The following is a 13,411-nucleotide window of genomic DNA, read 5'->3' on the forward strand; positions in this document are numbered from 1 at the left end:
GTTCCGGTTTCGGCCGCGACAACACGTGGGAAAAATCCCGAGAAAAAGTCGCCGAAGTCATTGCGTCGGGACACGCTGATGCAATTGGCTGGGCTTCACATTGCAATGGGTGTCGCTGTACAAAGGAATCTCAGCGAAAGCAACATTGCTCCATAACAGCCGGAAGGCCGGTATCGCCGCACGTCAGGCATGTGCCCATGTGCGACTGGCGACACCGTAGGAAGGAACCGATATCCGTGGCTCAGCGCGTAGTGGTCACACTCTCCGATGACATCGACGGCGGAGAAGCGGCGGAAACGGTCACGTTCGGCCTGGACGGAAAGGTCTACGAGATCGACCTCAATCCCGCCAATGCAAAGAAACTGCGCAAGGCGCTCGCGCCTTACGTGTCGGCGGGCCGCAAGCAGTCGAAGTCCGGGAAGACCTTCAGGCACACCGCCGTCGCCCCCGACCCGGCGGCCGTCCGGGCCTGGGCCCGCTCCAACAAGATGGACGTGCCGGCCCGCGGCCGGATCCCGAAGAAGGTCTACGAGGCCTTCGCCGAGGCGAGCTGACCTCCCGGCCGGGGCTGCTCTGCGGCCGCCCCGGCCACCGGAGTTGCAAACCCCCCCTGCTGATCAGCTAGAGTCTGGAGCACGCCGAGGGGCAAGGCCGAAAGGCCCGGTCCACCGGAGCGTGCGGGTGTAGTTCAGTAGTAGAACATCCCCCTTCCAGGGGGAAGGCGCAGTGTGCAATTCCTGTCACCCGCTCTGCATTGCCTACCAGTCATCCTTGTGGATCAGGTAGAGTAGTGCTCGCACCGCCCAGTGGCCCCTCTTTTTGAGGAGCGTGTGGTCGGAGGCATGCGGACGTGGCTCAGTTGGTAGAGCATCACCTTGCCAAGGTGAGGGTCGCGAGTTCGAATCTCGTCGTCCGCTCAGGAAGCACTAAAGGCCCCGGTTCATCGAACCGGGGCCTTAGTCATGTCCCGGTTCACTCCTGACATTTGTCATGCGCGGCGATGACAGCGCGCACTGCCCCCGCCTCCCTTCCCGCGGAACGCTGAAGTCATGGCAGGCACAGCAGATGTGATCGAGGTCGAGGAGCTGCGGCGGACCTACGCCGGTGGCTTCGAGGCCGTTTCCGGAATCTCCTTCTCGGTGGCGCGCGGCGAACTCTTCGCGCTGCTCGGCACCAACGGCGCGGGCAAGACCTCCACCGTCGAACTCCTCGAAGGTCTCGCCCGGCCGAGCGGCGGCAGCGTGCGGGTGCTGGGGCACGACCCGTACACCGAGCGGGCCGCCGTACGGCCCCGTACCGGGGTGATGCTCCAGGAAGGCGGCTTTCCAGCCGAGTTGACCGTCGCCGAGACCGTACGGATGTGGGCGGGCTGCACCAGTGGGGCCCGGCCGGTGGAGGAGGCGCTCGAAGTCGTCGGCCTCGCCCGGCGCTCCGACGTACGCGTGAAGCAGCTGTCCGGGGGCGAGAAACGGCGGCTCGACCTGGCGCTGGCGCTGCTCTCGCGGCCCGAGGTGCTCTTCCTGGACGAGCCGACGACGGGGCTCGACGCCGAAGGGCGGCGCGACACCTGGGAGTTGGTACGGGCGCTGCGCGACGGCGGCACCACCGTCCTGCTGACCACGCACCACCTGGAGGAGGCCGAGGCGCTCGCCGAGCGGCTCGCGATCCTGCACGACGGGCGGATCGCGGCGAGCGGACGCGTCGAGGACGTGGTCGCGGCCCAGCCGTCACACATCGCCTTCGAGTTGCCCGACGGCTACCACCTGGGCGATCTGCCGCCGCTCGCCGCACTCGGCGTCACCAGCCACGAGACGTCCGGCCGCACCGTGAGGCTGAAGACGGCCGAGCTCCAACGGGCCGCCACCGGGCTGCTGTTGTGGGCCCGCGACAGCGGGGTCGAGCTGCGGGGGCTCGATGTGCGCTCGGCCTCGCTCGAAGAGGCGTTCTTGAAGATCGCGCAGAGCCGGCGCGAGGAAAAGGAGACGGTTCGATGAGCACCCTGGACGCGGTACGCAGCCCGGTACGGGCCAGGGAGCGGACGCCGAACAACGCGGCGGACCGCATGAAGGCGCTCGGGCGGGCCGAACTCACCCTGCTCGGCCGCAACAAGTCCGCCCTGTTCACGATGCTCGCGCTGCCGAGCCTGCTCACCTACTCCCTGTACTCCGCCGTCCAGAGCATGGACCTGAAACGGGCCGGGCTCACCGTCGGGACCGTGCTGCTGCCCGGCGCACTCGGCTACGTCCTGCTGTTCGCGGTGTACTCGACGCTGAGCGGCGTCTATGTCATACGCCGTGAGGAACTCGTCTTGAAGCGGCTGCGCACGGGCGAGTTGCGGGACCTGGAGATCCTGGCCGGGGCGGCGCTGCCCGCGCTGGTCCTCGGGCTCGCGCAGTCCGTGCTGCTCGCGGCGGGCTGCGCGGTCCTGATGGATGTGCCGGTGCCCGGCACGGTGTGGCTCGCGGCCGTCGGGCTGCTGCTCGGCATGGGCCTGATGGGGGCGCTCGCCGCGGCGACGGCCGCGCTCACCAAGTCCGCGGAGGCCGCCCAGATCGCGGTCCTGCCGCTGATGATGGTGTCCATCCTCGGCTCGGGCATGGTCGTTCCGCTGGACACCCTGCCCGACCAGCTGGCCGCTGTGTGCGAGATGCTGCCGCTGACCCCGGTCATCGGCCTGATCAGGGACGGCTGGACCACCGGCACGGGCGCGGGCGACGTGCTGCGGGAGTTGCTCGTCATGGTTGTCTGGACGTTCATCGCGGTGTTGGTGGTGCGCAAGCGGTTCCGCTGGGAGCCGCGGCGCTGAGGGCGAGGGGGCGGCGGCGTGGTCGGCCGGATACGGGCATGGCACCAGCGGCACTGGCGGGACCGCAGCAGGGTCGAGAAGGTCGAAGTGCAGAGCCGGCTGATCTGGCGGTGCTCGACGTGGTTCCTCTTCATCAGCTGGGACGTGCCGTTCGTCATCCAGGACCTGCGGCCCGAGCCGCTGGCGAGGGCCCTGGCCTGGGCCGTTCTGGCGACCGGCGCGGTGCAGGCCTTCCAGGGCCTGCGGGCGCACCGCGACGCGCTGGACCAGTACCTGGGGCGCGGCGTGGCATCGCGCCGCCCGCTGGTGGTGGCCGGAGTGCTCTGCCTGGTCTCGATCGCCCTGCTCGCCGCGCTGTACGCGGGGCACGGCATCAAGGACACCGAGCTCATCCTGGTGCTGGTCTACGTCGTGCTGCCCTTCGGGATGACGTACAGCATGCTCACCACGCCGTGGAAGTTCCTCCTGCGGTCCGCCCTGCTCGCCGTCCCGACCGCCGTGGCGTTCACCCTGGCCGGAGTGCCGGCCGCGCGCGTGGTCTCCCTGGCGCTCGCGGCCGCCCTGTCCGGCGCGTACAACCTGCTGGTGTCGCGCTGCGGGGCCTGGACGCTGTCGGTGATGTGGGAGTCGGACCGCGCCCGCGAGACCGAGGCGCGCCTCGCCGTCGCCGAGGAACGGCTGCGCTTCGGACGGGACATGCACGACGTGCTCGGCCGCAACCTCGCCGTCATCGCGCTCAAGGCGGAGCTCGCCGTCCAGCTCGCCCAGCGCGGCCGGCCGGAGGCGGTGGCGCAGATGGTGGAGGTGCAGCGCATCGCGCAGGAATCTCAGAAGGAGGTACGGGAAGTGGTGCGCGGCTATCGCGAGGCGGACCTCGGCGTCGAAATCGAGGGCGCCCGGGGGGTGTTGGAGGCGGCCGGGATCGGCTGCGACTTCAGCGGCCCGGCGGACGGGCTGCCCGTCGAGGCGCAGTCGGCGCTCGGCTGGGTGGTGCGCGAGGCCACCACCAATGTGCTGCGGCACGGGGACGCCCGCGCGGTGGCGATCCGGCTCGCCCTCACCGAGCGCACCGCGACCCTGGTTGTCGAGAACGACGGCGTGCCCGAGCGCCCGGCCGGCACCCCCGGCTCCGGCCTCGCGGGGCTGCGCGAACGCCTCTCGGCGATCGGCGGCACCCTGGAGGCGGGGCCGGCCGGCGGCGGCCTTTTCCGGCTGACCGCGGAGGTGCCCCGATGACGCGGGTACGGGTGCTGCTCGCTGACGACGAGCATCTGATCCGGGGCGCGCTGGCCGCCCTGCTCGGCCTGGAGGACGATCTGACGGTGGTCGCGGAGGCCGCGTCCGGGCCCGAGGCCCTCGCGATGGCGCGGGCGCACCGGCCCGACGTCGCGGTGCTCGATCTGGAGATGCCGGGTGCGGACGGTGTGACAGTGGCCACAACGCTGCGGGCCGAGCTGCCGTCCTGCCGGACCATGATCGTGACCAGCCACGGCCGTCCCGGACACCTCAAGCGGGCACTGTCGGCGGGGGTGCGCGGCTTCGTACCGAAGACGGTGAGCGCCCAGCGCCTCGCCGAGATCATCCGGTCCGTGCACGCCGGAAACCGTTATGTGGACCCGGAGTTGGCGGCCGACGCGATCTCCGCCGGGGACTCGCCGCTGACCGCGCGCGAGGCCGAGGTGCTGGGGTTCGCGGCCGACGGGGCACCCGTCGCGGAGATCGCCGAGCGGGCCGCGCTGTCCCAGGGAACGGTGCGCAACTACCTGTCCTCGGCCGCCGCGAAGCTGGGCGCGGAGAACCGTCACACGGCCGTGCGTCTCGCCCGCGAGCGCGGTTGGGTATAGTGGTCTCCGCGCCACGGCGCATGCGAACGTAGCTCAGCTGGTAGAGCACCACCTTGCCAAGGTGGATGTCGCGAGTTCGAACCTCGTCGTTCGCTCAGAAGAAGAAGCCCCCCGGCCGCTCGGCCGGGGGGCTTCTCGCTGTCTACGACCAGCTGTTGCCGGTGAGGACCTCGTACGCCTCGACGTACTTGGCCCGCGTCGCGTCCACGACCTGCTGGGGCAGCGCGGGCGGCGGCCGCTCGGAGGTGCGGTCCCAGCCGGAGGCCGGCGAGGTCAGCCAGTCGCGCACGTACTGCTTGTCGTAGGACGGCTGGGCGCGGCCCGGCTCCCAGGTGGCGGCCGGCCAGAAGCGCGAGGAGTCCGGGGTGAGCACCTCGTCGGCGATGACGAGCTCCTCGCCCGCGAAACCGAACTCGAACTTGGTGTCGGCGAGGATGATCCCCCGCTCCAGCGCGATGTCGCGGGCCCTGCCGTACACGGCGAGGGTGGCCTGGCGCAGCTCGGCGGCGGTCTCCGCACCGATCTGGCGGGCGACCTCCTCGTAACTCACGTTCTCGTCGTGGTCGCCGACGGCGGCCTTGGTGGCGGGCGTGAAGATCGGCGCGGGCAGCTCGGAACCGTTGGACAGGCCCTCGGGCAGCGCGAGACCGCACACCGTACGGGACTGGTTGTACTCGACGAGGCCCGATCCGGTCAGGTAGCCGCGGGCGACGCACTCCACCGGGACCATCGCGAGCGACCGGCACACCAGGGTGCGGCCCGCCCAGTCGGCGGGGGCGCCTTCGGGGAGCTCGTCGGAGATGACGTGATTGGGCACGAGGTCGGTGAGCAGGTCGAACCACCACAGCGAGAGCTGGGTGAGCACCCGGCCCTTGTCGGGGATCTCGGTGGGCAGCACCCAGTCGTACGCGGACATCCGGTCGCTGGCGACCATGACCAGGTCGCCGGCCTCGTTCTGATAGAGGTCACGCACCTTGCCCGTGTGGAGGTGGGTGAGGCCCGGAACCTGGAGCGGCTCGGGCTTTTCTACGAATCCGGACACGGTTCCTCCGCGTAGGTTGATCCAGGAGCGATTCCGATTCTCTCGCATGCGGCCGGGCCCGGCGGTCGCGGGTCGGGCCCGGAGCCCCCGGCCGGATCCGGTCGGCCCCGCGGAGGCGGAGTCAGTCCCGCTTGCAGATGCGGTCCAGGAGGTTGGCGGTGGCCCGCTGAATGCGGGCGTCCACATGGCCGGGCCGATCCAGGGCCGGGGACCAGGCGAAGGTGCCGGCGGCGAAGACGAGCGCGCCGGAGGGGGCCCGGTACAGGGAGGTCTCCTGGTGACGGGCGTTCTGCTCGCCGTCCCGGTACGGGGAGTGGGCGAGCAGAATGCGGTCCTGGTGCTCAGGGAGCGCGGTGCGCGGGTAGTAGCGGTCGGCCTCGCCCGCGACCAGACCCTCGATCTCGTCGCCCTCACCGGCGCCGGTCGCCTCCCACAGCCAGTGGTCGGCGTTGCGGACGACCATGGGGTACGGCTCGGGGACCCGGCCCGCGTACTGGATGCCGAGGAGTTGCTGCTCGGCGCGCGCGACCTCGCGCCACAGGGCGGGCCGGCCGGGGCCGCGTCGCTTGCGGCAGGTCAGCAGACGGTCGGGTACCCCGGACGGCGACGGCCCCAACTCGACTTGCCAGTAAAGGGTGTTGGCGGACAGGAAGACGAGCGAGGTGCCGCCCTCGCGGGCCAGCTCCACGGTGCGGCGCATCGGGGCCGACCAGTACTCGTCGTGGCCGGGGAAGACCAGGCCGCGGTAGCGGGAGGGATCCACTCGGCCGGCGTGCAGATCGCGGGCGTCGGCGTAGGCGAGGTCGTAGCCGTAGCGCTCGGCCCAGCGAATGAAGTCGTAGGCGTGGCCGACGTGCAGGGGCAGACCCGCGCCCGCGTACGGCCGGTCGAAGGAGACGGTGATCGCCGCGTCCTCCTCACCGAGGAGGCGGCCCTCGTCGTCCCAGGCGTGGTAGAGGCTGGCGCCGGTGCGGCCGTCCTCCGGATAGAGGTTGTAGGCCTGCCAGGTGATGTCGGGCAGCAGCAGGAGCAGATCCGCCGGGTGGCTGTCGCGAACGGTGAACGGGATGTGCGAGCGGTAGCCGTCGGCGGTGGTCAGCACGGCGACGTGGGCGCCGATCGACGCGTGCGAGGGGACCTGGTAGCGCCAGGACTGCCACCAGTGGTGGCAGGAGACGGTCCGGTCGGCGGCGAGCGGCAGCGGCTGGACGATTCCGGAGAGCCGCGGGCTGGTGGTGATCTTCGCGGCTCCGTCGCCGCCGTAGTGCCCGATCCGGTAGATGTCGACGGTGAACTGCTGCGGCGGGTTCACGGTGATGTGGAAGTCGATGGCCTCGCCGGGTTCGACGGCACCGCTGGAGGCGAACCCCTTGATCTGCTGGCGTACGTCGTCGGCGGTGCGGGGGCCGGTGATGCGGGCGGTGCTGCGCGGGGTGCCGCGCTGGACCGGGAGGTGGTCGACGTACCAGGGCACCACGTGGCCCGTGTCGTCGAAGTAGGTCTCGCTGCCGCGCAGCCAGGGCAGTGGGCCCTGCCCGAAGGGGTCCGAGACGGCGTGCGCGAGGGCCCCGGATTCCCAGCGCGGGATGTGGTCCGACCGTTCCGCCCCCATGTCACTCCCTCCTCGATCCCCCGTGCCGTCATCGGTGCGGCGTTTTGGTGCCACGGCGGTACGACTGTGACGCGCCGCCTGTCAGCTACCGGTCTCCAGCACATCACATAACGCACGCACTCCGTCACCGTTCGTCGCGAATTGACGTGAAGGGGAAGTTGACGTTCCGGATGTGAGCAGGTGAGGGGGCGGAGGAGGGCGGGGTGGACAGGGGGCACTGGGGTTCACCGGGGGGCGTGAGGGGGCGGGCGGGGGGCGCCAGGGTTGAGGGGGCGGGACGGGGGCGCCAGGGTTGAGCGCGGGCCGAGGGAGTGGGGCCCAGGGGGCACAGCGTGGGGCGAGGGGGCGGAGCCCAGGAGTTGAGCGCGGGCGGAGAGCGGGGCCCGGGGCTGAAGGGCGCGAGCGGAGGGAGTGGGGGCGCCCAGGGTTGAGGGCACGGGCCAAGAGAGCAGAGCCCAGACTCAAGGGCGCGGGCCGAGAAAGCGGGGGCGCCCGGATTCAGGAGCGCGGCCACTCAGACCAGGCGTATTGGCTTCTCCGGGCGGATGCCTATGACCGAGAGCCACCCGCGCAGTTCGTCCGCGTCCCCGTCCTCGACCAGCGTCAGCACCGGCGAGGACAGGTCGGACCGGCGTACCCCGTCGACGAGCAGCGAGGGCCCGTCCAGCCAGTCGAGGCCGGGCAGCGCGCCCGCCGTGTCGACGGCGGCGCAGCACACCATCGCCGTCACATGGTCGGCGAGCAGTTCGCGGCCCGTGCGCGGCGGCTGGAGCGGGAACAGCGGTATCGCGTCGGCACCCCAGGACTCCGGGCCCGGGACGGGCGGCGCGGACGCGGCTTCCTCGTCGGCCACTTCCGCCGCGATCTGGGCGGCCAGCCGCTCCGCGGCCTCGCCGTCGCCGGCGGCGAGGTGGTCGATGACGCGGGCGAGCGTGGGCGCCGCCGGTTCCGCGGCGCGGCGCTCGCCGAGCGCGTCGAGTACCCGGTGCAGCCGGGCGGCCTCGATGCGCCATTTGCGGTCAACGACCTCCTCCGGGTACGCCGCCCAGTCGACCGGCGCCCAGTCGGGGCCGGGCTCGGCGGGGCCGCCGTGGAAGAGCCGGGCGGCGAGCAGCGAGGTCGCCTCGTCGGCGACTCCCGGTTCCTCCAAGAGGTCGCAGGCCGGGCGCTCGCCGAGGCGGGAGGTGAAGCCCTCGGCCAGTCGGTCGCGCCGGGAGAGCTCGGTGAGCGCCGAGACCACGCCCGCGTCGAGGCGGGACGGCCAGCGCCCCATCCGCCAAGCGGGCAGTGCGACCCGGGTGAGCAGCCGGTCCCAGCCCGCGTAGGCGAGCCCCACCTGCTCCTGGGCCACTATCCGCACCCCGTAATCCACAGCCTGTGCACGCTCGGACGCGGCGACGGCGACCCCGCGCTCCATTTCGGCGACATGCGTCCGGCAGCCCCGCAGGAGCAGCCGGGCCATCGAGCCGACGAAGCCGAACCCGAGGCGCCGTACCGGGTCGAGGCCGGGGCGGGCGGCCACGGCGACGGCCGCGTCCAGACCTCTGACGAATCGGCGCGCGGCGGCTATGTCCGGGTGCGCGGAGGGTCCCGTACCGGCGACGACGGGGGCGAGGATCGCGCGGAGTTCGCCGACCCGCATCCACCACATGAAGGGCGAGCCGATGACCAGGACCGGCGCGGCGGGGACCCGGCGGGCGCGGCCGGAACGTACGTCGGCGCCGCCCCGTATGGAGCGCTCGGGCACCGGGCGCTCGGCGGCGCCGTGCGCGCGGTGCGTACGGTCCTCCAGCCAGCTGTCGCAGTCCGGCGTGAGGGCTATGGCCGAGGGCGCGGGCACATCGAGCCGGTCGGCCAGGTCTCTGACCAGGCGGTACAGGTCTGGGGCGGCCGATTCGGAGAGGTGCACCGTCGGCGAGAGGGCGGGCCTGGCCCGTACGATCACCGCGGCGACGGCACCCGCGAGCAGCAGCACGACCAGTGCGACGACGGTGACCGCCCAGCGCGTGGCGTCCCACCCGCTGCCGTCGATGCGGCCCTGGACGGCGGCGACGCCCAACACCACGGCGACGGCGGCCGGCAGCAGGGCCACGGCCAGCGCCCTGCTGCGGATGCGCAGCACGGCCAGAGCCCGCGAGCGCGCGTGCTGCGCACCCACCTCTCCACCCATTCCGGTATCGGACACGGCGTTCACCCCCTCTGCCCTGCGGCGGCATTGCTCACTCCCCCACTGTGGCACCCCCCACTGACATCGCAATGCCGGTGGGCCAAGTGCCGCAACGCCCTCGCCGCACCCTAGTTGGGGCCCCGGCAGGAGTCATCCCGATGGGGCGACCGTCACTCGATGGAATGGCTTTGGGTAAAGGTGTGAGTGTTCCGGAGCGGGCGCCCGGCACGGCCGGTCGAACGCCGGGACGGGGGTGCGGGGGCGCAGGCCGGAACGGGCGCGGGGCCGCAACTGTGACGGTTCGGCACCGCGCCGCAGTCGTCAGCCCCGGCCCTCCGCCGCCGCGCGGGCGATGTCCGTGCGGTGCTGCGAGCCGTCGAGGCGGATCCGGCCGACGGCCGCGTACGCCCGGTCGCGTGCCTGCGTCAGGTCCTTGCCGGTCGCGGTGACCGAGAGGACCCGGCCGCCCGCGCTGACCACCGTGTCGCCGTCCCTCCTGGTCCCGGCGTGCAGGACGTACGCGGTGGGCGCGTCCTCGGCCGCTACCTCGTCCAGGCCCTCGATCGGGTCGCCGGTGCGGGGCGTGGCGGGGTAGTTGTGCGAGGCGAGGACCACGGTCACGGCCGCGTCGTCGCGCCAGTTCAGCGGCGGTTCGACGCCGAGCGTGCCGTTGGCCGAATTGAGCAGGACGCTCGCGAGCGGCGTCTTGAGCCGGGCCAGCACGACCTGCGTCTCGGGGTCGCCGAAGCGCGCGTTGAACTCGATGACCCGCACCCCGCGCGAGGTGATCGCAAGGCCCGCGTACAGAAGTCCGGAAAACGGCGTTCCGCGGCGGCGGAGTTCGTCGACGGTCGGCTGGAGCACGCTCGCCATCACCTCGTCGACGAGCTTGGGGTCGGCCCACGGAAGTGGTGAATAGGCGCCCATACCACCGGTGTTGGGACCCTCGTCGCCGTCGAGCGCGCGCTTGAAGTCCTGCGCGGGCTGGAGCGGAAGGACGGTCACGCCGTCGGTGATCGCGAAGAGCGAGACCTCGGGGCCGTCGAGGAACTCCTCGATGACGACGCGGTCGCAGGCCAGCGCGTGCTCGCGGGCCGCGGCGAGGTCGTCCGTCACGACGACGCCCTTGCCGGCTGCGAGACCGTCGTCCTTGACGACGTACGGAGCTCCGAAGGCGTCCAGCGCCTCGTCGATCTCCTCGGGGGTGGTACAGACGTAGGAGCGGGCGGTGGGCACGTTCGCCCCCGCCATCACGTCCTTGGCGAAGGCCTTGGAGCCCTCCAGCTGGGCGGCCTCCCGGGAGGGGCCGAAGCAGGGGATGCCGGCGGCGCGTACGGAGTCGGCGACCCCGGCGACGAGGGGGGCCTCGGGCCCGACGACGACCAGGTCGCTGCCCAGCTCGACGGCGAGGCGGGCGACCGCGTCCCCGTCCATCTGGTCGACCGGGTGGAGCTCGGCGACCTCCGCGATCCCGGCGTTGCCGGGGGCGCAGTACAGCGCCGTCACGTCGGGGTCGAGGGACAGGGAACGGCACAGGGCGTGTTCGCGGGCACCGCCGCCGATGACAAGGACCTTCACGGCAGCCAGCCTAGCCGCCACGGTGGCGTGATCTTTGTGCGGGCCACCAGGTGGACCCCTACCCCTCGTTCGTATATTCCTCCACCACGGTCGCCCCGAGCTCGCGCACGATCAGGTCGTGCCCGGACAGCGCGTTGTCCACGAGATCCGGGTCGTCGTCCTCCGGAACGTCGTCCTCCGGCCGGACCGGGGGTGGCGGCGGCTCCTCCTGCCGTACGGGAGCAGCAGCCTGCGGCGGCTGCTGTACGGGCGTGGAGGCGGCCGGAGTCGAGGGCCTCGGGGCCTGCGGGGTCGGCTGAACCGGCTGGTGCTGCTGCACCGGCGGCGCCGGGGGCCGGGGCGCGCCGCCGCCGAAGTTGCCCGCGGCGGCCGGGGGCTGGGCGCCGCCCGACGGGTCGATGATCGCCTCGACCTTCCACTGCACCCCGAACCGCTCGGAGAGCACGCTGCGCAGCACGTCCTCGCTGCCGCTGCTCGCGAAGTTGTCGCGGGCTCCGGCGTTGATGAAGCCGAGCTGGACCGTGGTGCCGTCGAAACCGGCCACCTGCGCGTTCTGACTGAGCAGGATCCAGGTGAAGCGCCGCTTGTTCTTCACGGCCTCCAGGATGTCCGGCCACATGTTGCGGACCTGCATCGCGTTGCCCTGACCGGCCGGGGCGGGGGCCTGCGCGACCGGGGCCGGGGTGGGCTCCGGTGCGGACGCGGGAGCGGGTGCGGGTGCGGGCCACGCGCCTGCGGAAGGGGCGGAAGCGGGAGCAGGGCCGGGGGCGGGAGCGGGGGCCGCTGCGCCGGGCCAGGCCCCTGGACGCTGACCGCCCCCCTGACCGGGTGCGGCCGCCGACGGCCAGGCCCCGGCCGGATTCCGCTCCGCGGGCTGAGCGGGCTGGGGCTGAGCGAGGGGCGCCGACTGAGCGGGCTGCGGCTGCACGGGTTGCTGCGCGGGCGCCTGCTGCACGGGCGGAACCGGCGGCGCGCCGGCCCCCGAATGGGCGGGCCCGCCAACCGGCGCCGGCCCTCCCGCCCCCGCACCCCGCGCCGCGGCCCGAGCAGCCTCGGGCCCGCCGGGCCCACCCTGCATCGGCGCATGCGCCTCGGGCCCCGGAACGTAGCCCATGGCGGGCCCACCGGCGGGCGCCGCCTGGAAGTTGGCGCCGCGCTCCAGACGGTCGATCCGGGCCTGGAGGGAGCGCTCGTCGTCGTACGCGGCAGGCAGCAGTACCCGGGCGCAGATCAATTCGAGCTGGAGCCGGGGCGAGGTGGCCCCGCGCATCTCGGTGAGCCCGGCGTTGACGAGGTCGGCGGCGCGGCTCAGCTCGGCCGCGCCGAACACGGAGGCCTGCGCCTGCATCCGCTCGACGACGTCCACGGGGGCGTCGATGAGCCCCTTCTCCCCCGCGTCGGGAACGGCGGCGAGGATCACCAAGTCGCGCAACCGCTCCAGAAGATCGGCGACGAAGCGGCGCGGGTCGTTGCCGCCCTCGATGACGCGATCGACAACCTCGAAAGCGGCGGCCCCGTCCCCCGCGGCGAAAGCGTCCACGACGGAATCGAGCAGCGACCCGTCGGTGTACCCGAGCAGGGCGGTGGCCATGGCGTACGTCACACCGTCTTCGGCGGCACCGGCGAGCAGCTGGTCCATGACGGACATGGAGTCACGCACGGACCCGGCCCCGGCCCGCACGACGAGCGGCAGCACCCCGTCCTCGACGGGAATGCCCTCGCGCCCGCAGACCTCCCCGAGGTACTCCCGGAGCGTCCCCGGCGGCACGAGCCGGAACGGGTAGTGGTGCGTACGCGACCGGATGGTCCCGATGACCTTCTCGGGCTCGGTGGTGGCGAAGATGAACTTGAGGTGCTCCGGCGGCTCCTCGACGACCTTCAGCAGGGCGTTGAAGCCCGCCGAGGTCACCATGTGCGCCTCGTCGATGATGTAGATCTTGTACCGGCTGGAGGCGGGCCCGAAGAAGGCCTTTTCGCGCAGCTCACGGGCGTCGTCCACGCCACCGTGCGAAGCGGCGTCGATCTCGATCACGTCGATGGAGCCGGGCCCGTTGCGAGCGAGATCCTGGCAGGACTGGCACTCACCGCACGGGGTGGGCGTCGGCCCCTGCTCGCAGTTCAGGCACCTGGCGAGGATCCGGGCACTGGTCGTCTTGCCGCAGCCCCGCGGCCCGCTGAACAGGTACGCGTGATTGACCCGGTTGTTCCGCAGCGCCTGCTGCAGCGGGTCAGTGACATGCTCCTGCCCGATGACCTCGGCGAACGACTCGGGGCGGTAGCGGCGGTACAGCGCAAGGGACGACACGCATACGAGGTTATCGGGGCCCACTGACAACCGTCCCCGCCGACGGATCCCGGGCCG

10 protein-coding genes and 3 tRNA genes are annotated in these 13,411 nt (G+C 72.3%); 8 read left to right on the forward strand and 5 right to left on the reverse strand.

Going from position 1 to position 13,411, the window contains the following annotated elements; translation table 11 throughout:
- The first annotated feature begins 236 nt into the window (after positions 1 to 236).
- From OG522_RS18000 to OG522_RS18035, 8 genes are all read left to right on the forward strand, one after another.
- Complete coding sequence (locus OG522_RS18000; protein WP_329463991.1) at positions 237 to 554, forward strand: histone-like nucleoid-structuring protein Lsr2; 318 nt, start codon at positions 237 to 239, stop codon at positions 552 to 554.
- Positions 555 to 677: 123 nt separating this feature from the next.
- Positions 678 to 749: transfer RNA gene (locus OG522_RS18005), tRNA-Gly, on the forward strand.
- 95 nt (positions 750 to 844) lie between these two features.
- A tRNA-Gly gene (locus OG522_RS18010) sits at positions 845 to 917 on the forward strand.
- Between the two features lie 132 nt (positions 918 to 1,049).
- Positions 1,050 to 1,994, forward strand: coding sequence for an ABC transporter ATP-binding protein (locus tag OG522_RS18015; RefSeq protein WP_329463992.1), 945 nt, complete (start codon positions 1,050 to 1,052; stop codon positions 1,992 to 1,994).
- Positions 1,991 to 2,806, forward strand: a complete 816-nt coding sequence (locus OG522_RS18020; RefSeq protein ID WP_329463993.1) for an ABC transporter permease — start codon at positions 1,991 to 1,993, stop codon at positions 2,804 to 2,806. The genes OG522_RS18015 and OG522_RS18020 overlap by 4 nt, the downstream gene beginning before the upstream one ends.
- Before the next feature lie 18 nt (positions 2,807 to 2,824).
- Positions 2,825 to 4,042, forward strand: a complete 1,218-nt coding sequence (locus OG522_RS18025) for a sensor histidine kinase (RefSeq protein WP_329463994.1) — start codon at positions 2,825 to 2,827, stop codon at positions 4,040 to 4,042.
- Positions 4,039 to 4,650, forward strand: a complete 612-nt coding sequence (locus OG522_RS18030) for a response regulator transcription factor (RefSeq protein ID WP_329463995.1) — start codon at positions 4,039 to 4,041, stop codon at positions 4,648 to 4,650. The genes OG522_RS18025 and OG522_RS18030 overlap by 4 nt, the downstream gene beginning before the upstream one ends.
- A gap of 22 nt (positions 4,651 to 4,672) precedes the next feature.
- A tRNA-Gly gene (locus OG522_RS18035) sits at positions 4,673 to 4,745 on the forward strand.
- Positions 4,746 to 4,792: 47 nt separating this feature from the next.
- On the opposite strand, the gene OG522_RS18040 is transcribed toward OG522_RS18035, so the two are convergent.
- The 5 genes from OG522_RS18040 to OG522_RS18060 form a co-directional block, all read right to left on the reverse strand.
- Positions 4,793 to 5,692 (reverse strand): phosphoribosylaminoimidazolesuccinocarboxamide synthase, encoded by a 900-nt coding sequence (locus OG522_RS18040; RefSeq protein ID WP_329463996.1) that lies wholly within the window; start codon positions 5,690 to 5,692, stop codon positions 4,793 to 4,795.
- A gap of 121 nt (positions 5,693 to 5,813) precedes the next feature.
- Positions 5,814 to 7,304 (reverse strand): N,N-dimethylformamidase beta subunit family domain-containing protein, encoded by a 1,491-nt coding sequence (locus tag OG522_RS18045; RefSeq protein ID WP_329463997.1) that lies wholly within the window; start codon positions 7,302 to 7,304, stop codon positions 5,814 to 5,816.
- Between the two features lie 514 nt (positions 7,305 to 7,818).
- Entirely contained in the window at positions 7,819 to 9,489 is a 1,671-nt protein-coding gene (locus OG522_RS18050) for a hypothetical protein (RefSeq protein WP_329463998.1), read from the reverse strand.
- A 303-nt stretch (positions 9,490 to 9,792) separates the two neighbouring features.
- Positions 9,793 to 11,049, reverse strand: coding sequence for a phosphoribosylamine--glycine ligase (gene purD / locus OG522_RS18055; protein WP_329463999.1), 1,257 nt, complete (start codon positions 11,047 to 11,049; stop codon positions 9,793 to 9,795).
- A 58-nt stretch (positions 11,050 to 11,107) separates the two neighbouring features.
- Entirely contained in the window at positions 11,108 to 13,354 is a 2,247-nt protein-coding gene (locus tag OG522_RS18060) for a DNA polymerase III subunit gamma and tau (protein WP_329464000.1), read from the reverse strand.
- Positions 13,355 to 13,411: the final 57 nt, after the last annotated feature.

It is taken from the genome of Streptomyces sp. NBC_01431 (genome assembly GCF_036231355.1).
GTDB lineage: Bacteria > Actinomycetota > Actinomycetes > Streptomycetales > Streptomycetaceae > Streptomyces.

Bases quoted from the DNA above. Each gene is read 5' to 3' on its own strand.
- OG522_RS18015 (WP_329463992.1), top strand. From the start codon at position 1,050: ATGGCAGGCACAGCAGATGTGATCGAGGTCGAGGAGCTGCGGCGGACC.
- OG522_RS18020 (WP_329463993.1), top strand. From the start codon at position 1,991: ATGAGCACCCTGGACGCGGTACGCAGCCCGGTACGGGCCAGGGAGCGG.
- OG522_RS18030 (WP_329463995.1), top strand. From the start codon at position 4,039: ATGACGCGGGTACGGGTGCTGCTCGCTGACGACGAGCATCTGATCCGG.
- OG522_RS18045 (WP_329463997.1), bottom strand. From the start codon at position 7,304: ATGGGGGCGGAACGGTCGGACCACATCCCGCGCTGGGAATCCGGGGCC.